The following is a 14,311-nucleotide window of genomic DNA, read 5'->3' on the forward strand; positions in this document are numbered from 1 at the left end:
CTTTTTTATGTTTGAGGCCCGCGTCACTGATGGCTCAGAAGATCGAAAGCCCCTGTATCGCCGTGTGTAAGCTTCAGGGCGAGCTCTGCATCGGCTGCGGGCGCAGTATGGAAGAGATCCGTACGTGGTCCGCCATGAAGCGCCCGGAAAAAATGGCCACCCTCGAGCGCGCCGAGCAGCGGCGCAAGAAGCTTGCTCGTCCGCGCGATGAGCGCTAATCCCTTTCCAGACACCACCCCTGGGTCAGCGTGAGCGCCACCTGCTGACCCGGGGCGAGCGCGTGCGGGTGATAGGCCATGAGCGTGCTGTCATCCGCAAGACGCAGGTGCAGCTCGAAGCGCTCGCCGCGAAAGGTCTGGTGCTCGACCCGGGCGGTTAGATCGCTGGCGGTAGGCGCGTGCGACTCGATGCGGACATGCTCCGGGCGCACCAGCACGGGCTGGGTACGTTCGGTTTCACCCGCGCTCATGCCCCGAGTAATATCGTCCGCTTGCAGGCGCTGTCCCGTGGCGCCGGCGGCCATCATCAGTTGGCTCCCCTGGCCGATAAAGCTTGCCACCCACTGGCTTCGCGGCTCGCGGTAGAGGGTTTCCGGGGTGGCCCACTGCACGAGCTTACCGTCGCGCATCACCGCGATGCGATCCGCCAGGGCCATCGCCTCGCTCTGGTCGTGGGTCACGTAGACCAGGGTGGCGCTGGTGCGGCGGTGAAATTCGGCAAAGCTCTGCTCCATGGCGGCGCGCAGGTGGCGATCCAGGTTGGCCAAGGGTTCATCGAGCAGTACCACCGCCGGGTCGGTGGCCAAGCAGCGCGCCAGGGCTACGCGCTGGCGCTGGCCGCCGCTTAATTCCTGGGGCGTGCGGGTGGCGTAATCCTCGAGCGACACCAACGCCAGGGCCTGCTCGACCTGGCGTTTATACGCCTCGCCGCGCACTTTTTTGAGCTTCAAGGGGTAGCCGACGTTGTCCGCTACGCTCATGTGCGGCCATAGCGCATAAGACTGAAACACCATCGCCATCTGGCGCTGCTCCGGCGGCACGTGGTGGCTCGGGCTTGCCAGCAGCGTATCGTTCAGGCGGATTTCGCCGCGCGTGAGCTGCTCGAAGCCGGCCAGCATCCGCAGCATGGTGGTCTTGCCGCAGCCGCTGGGGCCGAGCAGCGCCACGAATTCGCCGGGTTCGACGGCCAGCGAAAGTTCGTCCACGGCGGCGTGCGCGTCAAAATACTTGCTGACGCCTTCGATGGTTAGCGCTGCCATGGTATGACTCCTTTGGGTAAGCGGGGGGCCAGCAGGCTCAGCGACAGCATCAGCGTGGCGACCATGCCCACCACCAGCACCGATACCGCCGAGGCCAGCACGCTCTCGCCGCCTTCATCCAGGTTGAAAATCAGCACGCCCAGGGTTTCGTTACCCGCGCTCCATAAAAGCGCCGAGACGGTGAGTTCGTTGACCGCCAGTAAAAATACCAACAGCCCCCCGGCAAACAGTGCCGGCGCCACCAGCGGCAAAATGATCGTACTAAGCCGCCGCCAGGGGCCGGCGCCGGCCAGTTGGGCGGCTTCTTCAAGCGAGGAGTCGAGCTGGGCCAGGCTTGCCGCCACCGGCTTCAAACACACCACCAGAAAGCGCGCGAGATAGGCGATGAAAATCAGCCCCAGCGTGCCGTAGAGCGCCACGTTCACCACGGGAATCGGGCGCACGAACAGCAGAATGCAGGCGATGGCGAGTACCACGCCGGGCAGCGCGTAGGGCAGCTCCACCGCGCTTAGGGTCAGGTTTTGAAGCCTGGGCGGCAGGCGCTGCAGCCGGTAGGCCAGCGGCAGGCTCACCGCCATCAATACCAGCGCGGCGCCGCCGGCGAGCCACAAACTGTTGCTCACCGCCCGCCAGGTCACCCCCTGGCGGCTGAGAATTTCCACGTAGGCGCCAAGAGTCAAGGTGGTCGCGTCGAGGGGAACGCCCAGGGCGGGCACCAGGGAGCTGACCACGAGCGCTGCCAGCGGGGCGACGAGAATCACCAGCAGGACTGCGACGAGGAGCGTGGTGACGAGCGCGCGGTAGCGGCCCAGCGCGAAATCGTGGGCGCGGCCGCTATGGCCGGTCAGCCCGTAACGGCTACGGCCCATGAAGTGCTGTTGAAGCGCCACCCCCGCCAACGCCACGATGCCGATCAAAAGCGAAAGCGCCGCCATCTCGGAAAGCACGCCGGTGCCGAAGCTCGCCATGCGCTGATAGATCAACGTGGGCAGCACGTAGTAGCCCGCGGGAATCCCCAGCATGGCGGGGATACCGAAGTTACCAAGGCTCGAGATGAACGCCATGGCGGCCCCGGCGACCAGCCCACTGCGAGTGACCGGTAGCACGATATGCCCCCACACCTGGGACTGGCGCGCGCCGCTGATGCGGGCGGCCTCGACCAGCTCGCGGGGCAGCGACAAAAGCGAGGTACGCAGCGCCAGAAAGACCAGCGGCGCGCTTTGAATGCCGAGCAGCAGCGCAATGCCTTCGGCGGAGTAGAGCGGCTGGGGGCTACCCAGGGGCGGGGCCATGCCGATACTCTTGAGCAGCGGACTCGCCGGGCCAAAAAGCTGCAGCCAAGCGAGCGCCGTGACCTGAGGCGGGATCATCATGGGCAGCATGAAGCAGAACACCAGCGCCGCCTTGCCGCGAATATCGGTGAGCGTGATCACGAAGGCGAACAAACTGCCGAGCGTGAGCGCAATGAGCATGCCAAGCCCGGAGGTGTAGACGCTATGCCAAAGCGCGCGCCAGGTGGCGCCGCTTTGCACGACGCGCCAAAGCGGCGCCTCGCTGCCTTGCGTCAGATCCCCCAGCGCCTCGATGAGTAGTCGCACACTCGGCACCAAGCTTAGCAGTACCACGGTAAGCGTTAAAAGCGTTAGCAGCCCGCGCTCTTGGCCACCGGCGCGGGGGGCGAATGTTCCCCGCATCAGCCGCCGAACAGCTCGCTAAAGCGCGCTTTCAAGGCTTCTTCCTGTTCGAGGGTCTGGGCGGTGTCCACGGGCATCAGCTCGATGGTATCGCGCGCCGGGAAGCCTTCCGGCGCCTCGATATCCGTACGGGCGGGCAGGTAGCCCTGGCGGGTGACCAGTTCCTGGCCCTCTTGCGAGAGTACGAAATCGACGAACTTTTGGGCGGCGTCGACGTTCTCGGCGCCTTCCATGATGGCGACCGGCTCGGTTACCGCGCTCACACCCTCTTCGGGGAACACGAACTCGACCGGCGAGCCCTTGGCGGCTTCGCGAATCGGCAGAAAGTCCACCACGATACCGTAGGCCTTGGTGCCCGCAGCGACCGCGTTGAACACGCCGCCGTTGCCGCTTTGCGCCTCGGCACGATTGTCGCGCAGCGCTTCATAATACGCCTCACCCAGGTCGGGGTGGTCGGTTACCGCTGCCATGTGAATCAGCGCCGCCCCGGAGTAAAGCGGGCTTGGCATGGTCACCAGACCTTCGTATTCCGGGCGGGTCAAATCCTGAAAGCTGGTCGGCTGCTCCTCGGCCCCGGTGTTGTAGACGATACCGGTGGTGATCAGCTTGGTGCCGTAGTAGTAGCCTTCCGGATCAAAAAGCTCACTATCAAAAGCGTCGCGCTCGGGGCTCTCGTAGGGCTGCAGGTGGCCGTCGCGTTTCAAGGACTCCATGGTCATGCTGTCGGCAATCAAGAGCACGTCCGGGTTGCTCACCCCGGCGGAAAGCTCCGAGCGAAGGCGCGTCATCAACCGCGTGGTGCCATCGCGCACCCACTCCACCTCAATGTCGGGATTCGCTTCCATGAAGGCGTCGACGGTTTGCTGGGCGTCGCTTTGGGGCTGGCTGGTGTAGAGCGTCAGCGTGTCGTTGGCCTGGGCCGCGGCCGACAGAACCAACGTAGAGAGCGTAATGGCAGTGCAGAGTGAGCGTTCGAGCATCGAAACATCTCCAGAGGGGGGTAGGCGCTGTCCAGAGTAGGACCGTTACCTTACAACCTTGTGACATTGGACGATAGCCAGTACGTCTTCTTCTCCGGCCGCTAAAAACGCGGCCGGAGGTGACGGTTTACTCGCCCTGTTGCTTGATGGCCGCCCAATCCACGCCGGGCGCCTGGCGGCCGTGGCGACCCTTGTAAGGCGCCGGCTCGGGGGACTGCCAGTCTTTCAGCAGTGCCGGGTCGAGTTGGTAGATCTCCACGCCCAGCGGGTTACAAGTCTGCAGCGGATCCCGGGCGTTTTCGCCCCATAGATCGACGGAGAGATCACCCCCGGGGCAGCACGACAGCGCGCAGAGCAGGTCGGTCTCGGCGAAGAACTCCAGGTAGTCGCCCTGGCGGGCGGGGCAAGCTTTCATGAAGTACTTGTCATCGCGGTTGAGCCCGGTGCACTGAAAGATATTCAGCACGTCGTGGACGTCGAATTCGGTCAACCCCCAGGGTTCGACGGCGCGCACCAGGTTCGAGTGGCAGTGAAAGTCGAAGTCTTCGCCGGTGAGTAGGTGATTGACGTAGGGGTCGCAGCGCGTGCCCAGCAGGTCGTGGACGCGCCCGCCTTCGTCGTCGACACCGTACTCAATCAGGGTGTCGTCGATGATCGTCGCCATCGGCCGAAGGTAAGGCAGGGTCGACCAGAGGCGGTCGTAGGTGCTGACGTGGGCGCGCTGGAGCTGACGGGTACGCGAGGCCCACATGCGCTCGCGCGGGTTGTGCAGGTTCCACAGGTTGAAGTCCCCCACCTGGGGGCCGTCGGTGATCTTGACGCGAAATACGTGGCCGGCGGGCACTTTCCAGGCCAGGCCGTCGCGGATCGGCACCGTCAGGTCGGCGATTTGCTCGCGGGCGCCGGCACGCTCGGTGAGGCGATCATAAAACGCCGTATCGACGTCCAGAATCGAGCCTCGACTCGCCCGGTAGGCGGCGGGTACGTCGGACATGGTGATTATCTCCTCTCGATGGTGGTAGCTGTATAGCAGTGAACATCAGCGGCTATCGCAAGTAAAAGTTAAGCGATAGCGTACGCATTCTTAAACACCCCAGACCCTTGTGGGCTTTTAAAGCTGCTATGCTGCAACGAGGTTTTCTTCGGCGCATTGGGCGCCGGTTTTTTATCAACGTAATACTTCACTATAAAAAGGAATGCTCTCATGTCTCGCCAACCGTTGCTGGCCCGTGCGGCCGTACTGTTAGCGCTTGCCTCGCCGCTGGCCGCCGCCGACACCCTGGTCTTCACCGCCATTCCCGATGAGGACGAAACGCGCTTGCAGCAGCGCTTTCAGTCGGTCGCCGACTACCTTTCCGAGGCGCTCGATGTCGACGTGCGCTTCATTCCGGTGACCTCTTACGCCGCCTCGGTCACCGCGTTTCGTAACAACCAGGTGCAGCTGGCATGGTTCGGCGGCTTCACCGGCGTGCAGGCCCGCGAGCGGGTGCCAGGCTCCCAGGCGATCGCCCAGGGCGTCGAGGACCCGGAGTACAAGAGCTATTTCATCGCCAACGCCTCGACCGGCATCGAGCCGGTGGAATCCGACACCGCGCCGGAAGCGCTCGAGGGGCTGACTTTTACCTTTGGCTCGCAAAGCTCGACCTCCGGGCGGCTGATGCCGGAGTACTTTTTGACCCGGGATTTGGGTGAGTCGCCGGATGAGCTCTTCTCCCGCGTGGGTTACAGCGGCAACCACAGCCGCACGGTGTCGCTGGTGCAGTCCGGCGCGTATCAGGCGGGTGTTTTGAGCTATACCGCTTGGGAGAACGAGGTGGAGCAGGGCAACGTCGACCCGGAGCAGGTGCAGATCGTTTGGGAATCCCCCACCTACCCGGATTACCACTGGACCGTGCGCGGCGACGTGGACGAGCGCTTTGGCGAGGGCTTCACCGAGCGTCTCCAACAAGCGCTTCTGGATATGGACGACCCGGAACTGCTGGCGAGCTTCCCGCGCTCGGGCTTCATTCCCGCCTCGAACGAGGATTTCCAGCCGATTCATGACGTGGCCGTCTCGCTGGACCTGCTGTAAGGGTGAGCGATTTCGTTTTACAGGACGCCGAGGCGCACTATGGTGCCACTCGGGTGCTCGGGCCGCTGTCGATCGGCGTGGCGCAAGGCGAACACGTGGCGCTGGTGGGCAAGAGCGGGGCGGGCAAGTCCACGCTCTTGTCGTTGATGTATGACCGCTGGCAGGCCGAGCGCGTCGCGCTGATGCCCCAGGCGCTGGGGCTCGTCGATACGCTCTCGGTGTTTCACAACGTCTATATGGGCCGGCTCGACCGCCACCGGTGGTGGCGCAACCTGGCCACCCTGGCCAACCCCTTCAAGCGCGACATCGACGAGATCGTTGCGCTGCTCGAGGAGGTCGGCATCAGTGAGAAACGTTGGACGCCCTGCGGCGAGCTCTCCGGCGGGCAGCGCCAGCGGGTGGCGGCGGCGCGAGTGCTTTATCAGCAAGGGGCGCTCTTGCTCGCCGACGAGCCGGTCTCGGCGCTGGATGGCCCCCAGGCAAGCTCGGTCATGGGCAAGCTGACCATGGGCTACCCGTGCTCAATAATGGCGATGCACGACCTGGAGCTGGCGCTGCGCTTTTGCACGCGCATCGTCGGGCTCAAAAACGGCGCCGTGGTGATCGATGCGCCCAGCGAGACGCTCAGTAGCGCGTCGCTTCAGGATCTCTACTGATGCCGCTTCGCGCCACGACCCGCGTCACGCTGGGCTTTATTCTACTGGCACTTGCGTGCCTTCTGCTGGGTGATTTCGAGATCAGCGCCCACGACCCCTGGCGCTCGCTTGGTCAGCTCTTTCTCGGGCTGATCCAGCCGGATTTCACCGCCGTCGACTCGCTTGGCGAGGCGCTGTTGCGCACCGTGGCCTTTGCCTTCGTGGGCGTGGGGGTTGGCGCGCTTGCCGGTATGGGGCTGGCGCTTTTGTTCCACCACTGGTGGGTGCGCACCTTCAGCGCCTTCATTCGCGCCATCCACGAGCTCTTCTGGGCGCTGATCTTTCTACAAAGCTTTGGCCTGCACCCGATTACCGGGGTGCTGGCTATCGCCATCCCCTACGCGGGCATATTTGCCAAGGTGTACGCCGAAATACTCGACGAGACCGACCCGCTGCCGGGCGAGGTGCTGCCGCGCCAAACCGGGCGGCTCTCGAGACTCGTCTACGCCCGGGTAAGCCAGGCCTGGCCGCATCTGGTGAGCTATACGGCGTACCGGCTCGAGTGCGGGCTTCGCTCCAGCGCGGTGCTGGGGTTCGTTGGTATGCCGACCATCGGCTATCACCTGATGGCGGCGTTCGCCCAGGGCCACTACCCGACGGTCGGGGCGCTTTTGCTTACGTTTTACGTGCTGATCGGCACGCTCAGATGGTGGGTGCGCCCCCGGCTGTTGCCGGTTTATCTGCTGGCCGCGCCGTTTCTGCTGGGCACGGGGCTACCCATCATGTGGTCGAACGTTACGCGGTTTTTTACCGAGGATATCGTGCCCGCGCCGCTTAGGCGGGGCGAAGGCCTGGGGGCGCTTTGGGAGTGGCTCAGTCAGCTCTTTGTGAATCAGGCGCTGCCGGGCATCTGGAATACGCTACTACTCACCCAGATCGCGCTGGTGGCGACCGGGGCGCTGGCGCTTTTGCTGTATCCGGTGATCTCGCGCCATTTCACGAACCGCCCGGGCGGCGCGGTGGGCCACGGGGTACTGGTGGTGATGCGCTCGACGCCGGAGTACATGCTGGCGTTCATATTGCTCCAGCTCTGGGGGCCTTCCATGCTGCCCGCGGTGGTCGCACTGGCGCTGCATAATGGCGGGATCATCGCGCACCTGATCGGGCGGCGCAGCAACGAGATAACGCTCAGACAGGACGCGCCGCGGGGCGTGGACCGCTACGCCTTCGAGATGGTACCGCGCCTTTATGGCCCCTTTTTGGCGCTATTGTTCTACCGCTGGGAGATCATCCTGCGGGAAACGGCGATTCTGGGGATTCTGGGTATCGCCACGCTCGGCTTTTACGTGGACACCGCCATCCAGGAAATCCGTTTTGATCGCGCCATGGTGTTGATTTTGATCACCGCACTCATCAACATCGGCGTCGACGTGCTGGCGCGCCGCCTACGGGCCTACCTGCGCCTGCGCCACGGTATCAACCGCCAACAGTGCTGACCCCGCCTGCAGGCCTTGAGGAATGACATGCTGGAAAACGTGAACGTACTGGCCCTGGCGGGCCAGTTTTTTGGTTTGGTGGCGCTCGTACTGTGCGTGCTGGCGTTCGCCAATAAAGACGACGACAAGCTGATGGTGCTGCTCATCTCGGCCAACGTCGCCTTCATGCTGCAGTTTGGTTTTCTGGGCAGCTGGACCGCAGCGGCGCTAACGGCCATGGTGATTCTGCGTATTGCGCTGGCCCGGCGCTACCCCGGAAGCCTTGCGGTCATGGCCGGGGTGCTCGTTGCCAGCGCCGTGGCAGCGGCGCTGACCTGGCAAAGCTACGTGGATATTTTCGCCGTGGTGGCGATGTTGTTGGGCACGCTTGGCATGTTTCTGCTGCGGGGCGTCATGCTGCGGGTCTTTCTGGGGCTGGCGGCGTTTAGCTGGATGATGAACAACCTGCTGATCGGCTCGATTGGCGGCACGCTGGCGGAGGCGCTGGTGGTGATCACCAACTTCATCACCATCGCGCGTCTGATCAAGGCGAAGCGCCGCTACCCCAAAGCGTTCGACGAGATCGAGCCTTGATCAGGCGTCGTGGTCGGTGTCGGGCAGGCGTTTGAAGTAGATGTAGCGGTGCAGACGAATGAGCGGGCGAAGGAGCAACTGCACGCTGCCGATCAGAAAAAGCCAGACACCGACGGTCTGCACGGCGCCCTCGTAAAAGAAGCAGAAACTGCCGATCACGAACCAGATACCGATCAACACATCGTTGACGATACTGAGGACTTCGTAGCGCTGGTGGACCACGAGTTCTCGTTGACCGATGGTGAGTATCCAGTCCTGGTTGGCAGGGTCTTGTTGTTGACGCATCGTTTCTTCCTTTGATCAATCAGTGCGCACTGACCCGCATCAGGCGCCCATCGCCGCCCGCACGCAGGCCAGTACGTTGTAGTCGAAGCGACCCTCGAGGGCGTCGAATACTGCCCGGAGCCCTTGGCCCGCGTGCGCTCGAAACGCGCTTTCAATGCGTTCCCGATCGGCGGGATCCAGCGCCACCACGTCACTAAGCGCCAGCGCGCCGCTTTCGATCACTTCCGCCAGGTGACGGTAGACGGTGTTGACGGTGATCCCACGGCTTGTGGCGATCTCGTCGACCGATATCCCTTGGCCAAGCATCTCGGCGGATTGCCGGGCGCTGTCGCCGACGCTTGCCGCCTGGGTGCTGCCGCGATGACGCTCGATGACGGCGAGTATCCCCTCGCCGTAATCCTCGAGCTTGCGCGCGCCGATGCCCGTGACGCCGCCCAGGGCTGCCAGGTCTTGGGGCTGCTGCTCGGTCAGCTCATTAAGCGTGGCGTCATTGAAGATCACATAGGCTGGCACGCCTTGTTCGTCGGCAAGCTGTTTACGGTGGCTGCGAAGCGCCTCCCACAGCGGGCCGTGGCCTTGGGCGGGGGCGCCGCTTCTGCCGCGGCGAGTGGCTTTGGTTTTCACGGGTTTTCTCAGCGTCAGCGCCTCTTCACCGCGCAGCACCGGCTTGGCTTTGGCGGTCAGGTGAATAACGCCGTGGCCTTCGATATCCACGCTCAGGTAGCCGCTGGCGATCAGCTGGCGGTAAAGCGCCTTCCACTCGTTGGCGGAAAGCTCATTGCCGATACCGAAGGTGCTGACCCGGTCGTGGCCAAAGCGGGCGATACGCTCGTTTGACTTACCCAATAACACGTCCACCAGATAGGTCACGCCGAAGCGTTGCTCGGTGCGATATACACACGAAAGCGCCTTTTGCGCGGCCACGGTGGCCTCCCAGGTGTCCGGCGGGGTCAGGCAGTTGTCGCAGTTGCCGCAAGGTTGATCCAGCTGGTCGCCGAAGTAGCGCAGCAGCGCCTGGCGGCGGCAGGTGATGATCTCGCAAAGCCCCAGCATGGCGTCGAGTTTCTGTTGCTCGATGCGCTTTTGCTGGTCCCCTGCGCTGGAGTCCTGCTGCATCTGGCGCAGGGTGATCACATCCTGCAGCCCGTAGGACATCCAGGCATCCGCGGCCAGGCCGTCGCGCCCGGCGCGGCCGGTCTCCTGGTAGTAGGCTTCGATACTCTTGGGCAGGTTCAGGTGCGCGACGAAGCGCACGTCGGGCTTGTCGATGCCCATACCAAAGGCGATGGTCGCCACCACGACCACGCCGTCTTCGCGTAGAAAGCGGCTCTGGTGGTCCTGGCGCTGCTCCGGGGGCAGCCCCGCGTGGTAGGGCAGGGCGGTCAGCCCCTGACGCTCGAGCCAGGCTGCGGTCTCTTCCACCTTTTTGCGGGAAAGACAGTAAACGATGCCGGCCTCATTGTCGTGGGTATCGCGAATGAAGCGTAAGAGCGCCTCGCGGGCGTTACCCAGATTCTCGGCGATATGGTAGCGAATGTTGGGCCGGTCGAAGCCGTTATTGAAAAGCGCCGCGTCCTGGAGCTTGAGATGCTCGATGATATCGCCGCGGGTGGGTACGTCCGCGGTGGCGGTCAGCGCAATGCGCGGAACGTTCGGGAAACGCTCGTGAAGCTGGGAGAGCTGGCGGTACTCCGGGCGAAAATCGTGGCCCCACTGGGACACACAGTGGGCCTCGTCGATGGCGAAAAGCGCGATTGGCACCTGGTCCAGCAGCGCCTGCATGCGCGGCATCGCCAGGCGCTCCGGGGCGACGTAGAGAAGATCCAGCTCGCCTGCGCGCAGCTGGTTCTCCACCGCCATGGCGTCCTGGAAATCGAGGCTCGAGTTGAGGTACGCCGCGCGCACGCCGTTTTGAACGAGTGCGGCGACCTGGTCCTGCATCAGCGCGATCAAAGGCGAGACCACGATCGCCGTGCCCTCGCGCAGCAGCGCCGGAATCTGGTAGCAAAGCGACTTGCCGCCGCCGGTGGGCATCAGGACCAGCGCATCGCCGCCGGCGCTTACCTGGTCGATGATGGCCTGCTGCGGGCCGCGAAACTCCTCGAAGCCGAAGACTTCCTGCAGCACCTTCAGCGCCGCCGGGTTGGATTCGCCGTGCATCCTCGCTCTCTCCTCGCTCGTTGACCGTTGCCGAGAATTGTCGCACGAAAACCAGCGGCAGCGCCCGCCTAGCGAATCCCCGCGCGCAGAAACGACTGCACGAACTGGCGCTGGAAGAGCAAAAACGCGATCAAAAGCGGGGCGATGCTCAGGAGCGTGGCCGCGCTCACCGTGGCCCAGTTGACCCCGGTTTCCGGCGCCGAGAACACCCCAAGGCCCACGGTGAGCGGGCGGCTCTCCACCGAGTTGGTCACGATCAGTGGCCACAGGAAGTTGTTCCAATGGTGGCTGATCGATACCAGCCCGTAGGCGAGATACGTCGGTTTGGCCAGCGGCACGTAGACTTTCCAGAGCACGGCCAGCCAGCTGCAGCCTTCGATACGGGCGGCGTCCTCGAGCTCGCGGGGGATGGTCTTGAAGGTCTGGCGCAGCAAGAAGATACCGAAGGCGCTGGCCACGTACGGCAGGCCAATGCCGGTGATGGTATCCAGAAGCCCCAGGCCGCTGACCAGGCGGTAGTTCTCCACGATCAGCACCTCGGGAAACACGAATAGCTGAATCAGTACCAGCATGAACAGCACGTTCTTGCCCGGCACGGGAAAGCGCGCGAAGGCGAACGCCGCCAGCGTACACACCACGAACTGCGCGGCTACTACGCCGGTGACCAGCAAAAAGGTATTGAGGTAGTAGCGCCCGAACGGCGCCTGGCCCCAGGCGGTGGCGAAGTTTTCAAGCGTGAGCGGCGCGAGCAGCTCAAAACGCACCACGAACGCCGCCGGGTGAAACGCCGCCCACACCGCGTAGAGCAGCGGAAAGATCCAGATCAGCGCCAAGAGCCAGGCGGCCAGGTTTTCCAGGGAAACGGCGGCTGCAAAGCGGCGAGGGGCGGCGGCGGTCAACGTACTCATGGGGAAAAAGTGCTCATTGGTAGTGGGTCCTGCGGTCAAGAAGCGTGAACTTGAGCGTGGCCACCAGGGCGAGCACGACGAGAATCACCACCGTGATCGTGGCCGCCGTGGTGCGGTCGAAAAACGCGAAGGCGTTCTCGTACACGTAGTAGAGCAGCAGGTTGGTGGCGTTGTTGGGCCCGCCCTTGGTCAAAATGAACAGGTGATCGATCACGCGCACCGCGTTGATCAGCGCGTTGATCAGCACGAACAAGGTGGTGGGCATCAAAAGCGGAAACGTCACCCGCCAGAAGTAGCTAAAGCGGTTAGTACCTTCCAGGTCCGCGGCTTCTTTCAGCTCCGGCGGGATCGCTTGAAGGGCGGCGAGATAGAAGATCATGAAAAAGCCCGCCTCTTTCCAAACCGACATGACGATGATCGAGCCCAGTGCCAGGCTCGGGTCGCCCAGCCAGTTCGCCCCGGAAAACCCAAGCGCCCCCAGCAGCTTGTTAAAAAGCCCAATCTGCGGGGCGTAGAAGAACATCCAGATATTCGCCGCGGCGATCATCGGCAAAATGGTCGGCGTAAAGTAAGCCATGCGCACCAGGCCGCGCCCGGGCAGCCGGCCGTTGACGAACAGCGCCATGACGAGGGCCAGCGCGATGGAGGTGGGAATGGTGCCCAGCGCATATATCAGGTTGTTGCGCGCCACCTTCCAGAAGGTGGGGTCGTCGAACAGGTACTGGTAGTTCTCCAGCCCCACGAACGCGGCCGGCTCATTGCGAAAGCCGGGCATGAACAGGCTCTGGATCACCGTGGTGATCGTGGGCAGGTAGGCGAATAAGCCCAGCAACACGGCGGCGGGCAGTAGCAACAGCGCGCCATAGAGCTGCATTTTACGGTGAGCGGTGAGCGTCATGAGAAAGACCGCCAAGGGGTGAAAGCCGGGCATTGGCCCGGCTTATGGATAACGACTCATTAAGCGGTATTTAACGCGCGTAGCGGCGCAGAATGCCGTCGGCTTCGCGCTGGGCCTGCGCGAGCGCCTCGGCGGGTTCCATCTGGCCGGTGAGCGCCGCTTGAACCGCGTTATCCAGCGTGCGGCGAATACGCCCGCCCTGGTAGGTGGAGAGCTCGGCGGTGCCGTGCTCCAACTGGTCGCGGGCGACCGCCGCCGGCGGGAACTCCTCGACGTAGGCCTGGAGTGCCTCGGTTTCGTAAGCGGCGGGGCTCACGCCCATATAGCCGGTCTCGATCGACCAGTCCGCGGCGCGCTCTGGCGAGGTCATCCAGCGAACGAAGGTCATCGCGGCGCGCTGCTCTTCTTCGCTTGCGTCCTTGAAGATGTAGAAGTTGCCGCCGCCGGTGGGGCTACCGCGCTGCTCCTTCATGGGCAGCATGGCCACGCCGAAGTCGAAATCCGCCTCGTTACGCGCGGCGGTCAGGTTGCCGGTGGTGTGCCACATCATGGCGGTGGTCTGCTCGATGAAGTTCTGGCGAAGCGTACCCCACTCGATGATGCCCTCGGGCATGGCGTCGTGCTCTTCTGAAAGCGAAACCCAGTACTCCAGCGCCTCGATGGCGGCGGGGTCGTCGAAGTAGACCTCGGTGCCCGCTTCGTTCATCAGCCGGTGGCCGTTTTGATAGGCGAACGCCTGGAACATCCAGTAGGCGTAGCCGGTGGAGGGCACCATCATGCCCCACTGATCATTATTGGAGGCTTCGCGAATGGTGGTGGCCATCTCGGCCATTTCGTCCCAGTTCTCCGGCGGCGTTTGTGGGTCCAGCCCGGCGGCCTCGAAGGCGTCCTTGTTCCAGAAAAGCACGATGGTGGAGCGCTGGAAGGGAATGCCGTAGGTCTGGCCATCGAGCTGGCCGTTCTCCATCAGCCCCGGGTAGAAGCTATCCAGCCACTCGCGCTCTTCGTCGGTCTCGACCAGCTCATCGAAGGCGACGATGGCGTCCTGCTCGACGAGCTCGAACAGATCGATGGAGAACATCACCGAAAGCGCCGGGGCGTCACCGGCTTCCAGAGCAGAGGTGGCGCGCACCCGGGTATCGTCGTAGTTGCCCGCGTAGATCGCCTCCACGGAGATATCCGGGTGTTCGCTCTCGAACTCCTCGACCAGGTTGTCGACCACGCCGGTCAGGGCGCCGCCCACCGAGACGGGGTAGTACAGGGTGAGGTTGACGTCGGCATTGGCGTAAGAAGCGCTCAACAGGCCCACGGCCAGGGCCGTTTTGGCGAAGGGAAGGGGAAAACGCATGGAAG

General features: G+C 63.6%; 14 protein-coding genes. 5 read left to right on the plus strand and 9 right to left on the minus strand.

What is annotated here, in order from left to right; translation table 11 throughout:
• The first annotated feature begins 29 nt into the window (after positions 1-29).
• The gene (locus tag ACWFVE_RS02235; protein WP_447527668.1) at positions 30-218 is read left to right on the plus strand and encodes a DUF1289 domain-containing protein; all 189 of its coding nucleotides are present in this window, start codon (positions 30-32) and stop codon (positions 216-218) included.
• Here the strand turns inward: ACWFVE_RS02235 and ACWFVE_RS02240 are convergent.
• The 4 genes from ACWFVE_RS02240 to ACWFVE_RS02255 all read right to left on the minus strand — a co-directional run bounded on the left by ACWFVE_RS02240 (position 215) and on the right by ACWFVE_RS02255 (position 4,926).
• Positions 215-1,258, minus strand: a complete 1,044-nt coding sequence (locus ACWFVE_RS02240) for an ABC transporter ATP-binding protein (protein WP_447527669.1) — start codon at positions 1,256-1,258, stop codon at positions 215-217. The genes ACWFVE_RS02235 and ACWFVE_RS02240 overlap by 4 nt on opposite strands.
• The gene (locus ACWFVE_RS02245) at positions 1,246-2,952 is read right to left on the minus strand and encodes an ABC transporter permease (RefSeq protein ID WP_447527670.1); all 1,707 of its coding nucleotides are present in this window, start codon (positions 2,950-2,952) and stop codon (positions 1,246-1,248) included. The genes ACWFVE_RS02240 and ACWFVE_RS02245 overlap by 13 nt, the downstream gene beginning before the upstream one ends.
• Positions 2,952-3,932 carry an ABC transporter substrate-binding protein gene (locus tag ACWFVE_RS02250; RefSeq protein WP_447527671.1) on the minus strand — a complete coding sequence of 327 codons (981 nt, stop codon included), beginning with the start codon at positions 3,930-3,932 and terminating at the stop codon, positions 2,952-2,954. Before ACWFVE_RS02250 ends, ACWFVE_RS02245 begins: the two co-directional genes overlap by 1 nt.
• 127 nt (positions 3,933-4,059) lie before the next feature.
• Positions 4,060-4,926, minus strand: a complete 867-nt coding sequence (locus ACWFVE_RS02255; RefSeq protein ID WP_447527672.1) for an urea carboxylase-associated family protein — start codon at positions 4,924-4,926, stop codon at positions 4,060-4,062.
• 210 nt (positions 4,927-5,136) lie between these two features.
• Here ACWFVE_RS02255 and ACWFVE_RS02260 point away from each other — a divergent pair, with 210 nt between their 5' ends.
• From ACWFVE_RS02260 to ACWFVE_RS02275, 4 genes are read left to right on the plus strand one after another with little or no spacing between them, the layout of a single operon-like run.
• Complete coding sequence (locus ACWFVE_RS02260; RefSeq protein ID WP_447527673.1) at positions 5,137-6,003, plus strand: putative selenate ABC transporter substrate-binding protein; 867 nt, start codon at positions 5,137-5,139, stop codon at positions 6,001-6,003.
• Positions 6,004-6,005: 2 nt separating this feature from the next.
• Positions 6,006-6,659, plus strand: a complete 654-nt coding sequence (locus ACWFVE_RS02265; RefSeq protein WP_447527674.1) for an ATP-binding cassette domain-containing protein — start codon at positions 6,006-6,008, stop codon at positions 6,657-6,659.
• Positions 6,659-8,134: a PhnE/PtxC family ABC transporter permease gene (locus tag ACWFVE_RS02270; RefSeq protein ID WP_447527675.1), complete on the plus strand. Its 1,476-nt coding sequence runs from the start codon at positions 6,659-6,661 to the stop codon at positions 8,132-8,134. The genes ACWFVE_RS02265 and ACWFVE_RS02270 overlap by 1 nt, the downstream gene beginning before the upstream one ends.
• Before the next feature lie 27 nt (positions 8,135-8,161).
• Positions 8,162-8,707, plus strand: a complete 546-nt coding sequence (locus ACWFVE_RS02275) for a YgjV family protein (RefSeq protein ID WP_447527676.1) — start codon at positions 8,162-8,164, stop codon at positions 8,705-8,707.
• Here the strand turns inward: ACWFVE_RS02275 and ACWFVE_RS02280 are convergent, their stop codons facing one another.
• The 5 genes from ACWFVE_RS02280 to ACWFVE_RS02300 all read right to left on the minus strand — a co-directional run bounded on the left by ACWFVE_RS02280 (position 8,708) and on the right by ACWFVE_RS02300 (position 14,306).
• Positions 8,708-8,992 carry a YrhK family protein gene (locus tag ACWFVE_RS02280; protein ID WP_447527677.1) on the minus strand — a complete coding sequence of 95 codons (285 nt, stop codon included), beginning with the start codon at positions 8,990-8,992 and terminating at the stop codon, positions 8,708-8,710.
• Positions 8,993-9,031: 39 nt separating this feature from the next.
• Positions 9,032-11,152: a DNA helicase RecQ gene (gene recQ / locus ACWFVE_RS02285; RefSeq protein WP_447527678.1), complete on the minus strand. Its 2,121-nt coding sequence runs from the start codon at positions 11,150-11,152 to the stop codon at positions 9,032-9,034.
• A gap of 68 nt (positions 11,153-11,220) precedes the next feature.
• A complete protein-coding gene (locus tag ACWFVE_RS02290; protein ID WP_447527679.1) occupies positions 11,221-12,060 on the minus strand; it encodes a carbohydrate ABC transporter permease in 840 nt (279 codons plus the stop codon).
• Between the two features lie 13 nt (positions 12,061-12,073).
• Positions 12,074-12,958: a carbohydrate ABC transporter permease gene (locus ACWFVE_RS02295; RefSeq protein ID WP_447527680.1), complete on the minus strand. Its 885-nt coding sequence runs from the start codon at positions 12,956-12,958 to the stop codon at positions 12,074-12,076.
• Positions 12,959-13,028: 70 nt separating this feature from the next.
• Positions 13,029-14,306, minus strand: coding sequence for an ABC transporter substrate-binding protein (locus ACWFVE_RS02300; protein WP_447527681.1), 1,278 nt, complete (start codon positions 14,304-14,306; stop codon positions 13,029-13,031).
• Positions 14,307-14,311 lie beyond the last annotated feature (5 nt).

Source organism: Vreelandella mediterranea, assembly GCF_970647075.1.

What these genes read in the sequence shown, in the direction of transcription:
- ACWFVE_RS02235 (WP_447527668.1), top strand. Translation starts at nt 30, where the DNA reads ATGGCTCAGAAGATCGAAAGCCCCTGTATCGCCGTGTGTAAGCTTCAG.
- ACWFVE_RS02240 (WP_447527669.1), bottom strand. Translation starts at nt 1,258, where the DNA reads ATGGCAGCGCTAACCATCGAAGGCGTCAGCAAGTATTTTGACGCGCAC.
- ACWFVE_RS02245 (WP_447527670.1), bottom strand. Translation starts at nt 2,952, where the DNA reads ATGCGGGGAACATTCGCCCCCCGCGCCGGTGGCCAAGAGCGCGGGCTG.
- ACWFVE_RS02250 (WP_447527671.1), bottom strand. Translation starts at nt 3,932, where the DNA reads ATGCTCGAACGCTCACTCTGCACTGCCATTACGCTCTCTACGTTGGTT.
- ACWFVE_RS02255 (WP_447527672.1), bottom strand. Translation starts at nt 4,926, where the DNA reads ATGTCCGACGTACCCGCCGCCTACCGGGCGAGTCGAGGCTCGATTCTG.
- ACWFVE_RS02260 (WP_447527673.1), top strand. Translation starts at nt 5,137, where the DNA reads ATGTCTCGCCAACCGTTGCTGGCCCGTGCGGCCGTACTGTTAGCGCTT.
- ACWFVE_RS02270 (WP_447527675.1), top strand. Translation starts at nt 6,659, where the DNA reads ATGCCGCTTCGCGCCACGACCCGCGTCACGCTGGGCTTTATTCTACTG.
- ACWFVE_RS02275 (WP_447527676.1), top strand. Translation starts at nt 8,162, where the DNA reads ATGCTGGAAAACGTGAACGTACTGGCCCTGGCGGGCCAGTTTTTTGGT.
- ACWFVE_RS02280 (WP_447527677.1), bottom strand. Translation starts at nt 8,992, where the DNA reads ATGCGTCAACAACAAGACCCTGCCAACCAGGACTGGATACTCACCATC.
- recQ (WP_447527678.1), bottom strand. Translation starts at nt 11,152, where the DNA reads ATGCACGGCGAATCCAACCCGGCGGCGCTGAAGGTGCTGCAGGAAGTC.
- ACWFVE_RS02290 (WP_447527679.1), bottom strand. Translation starts at nt 12,060, where the DNA reads ATGAGTACGTTGACCGCCGCCGCCCCTCGCCGCTTTGCAGCCGCCGTT.
- ACWFVE_RS02295 (WP_447527680.1), bottom strand. Translation starts at nt 12,958, where the DNA reads ATGACGCTCACCGCTCACCGTAAAATGCAGCTCTATGGCGCGCTGTTG.
- ACWFVE_RS02300 (WP_447527681.1), bottom strand. Translation starts at nt 14,306, where the DNA reads ATGCGTTTTCCCCTTCCCTTCGCCAAAACGGCCCTGGCCGTGGGCCTG.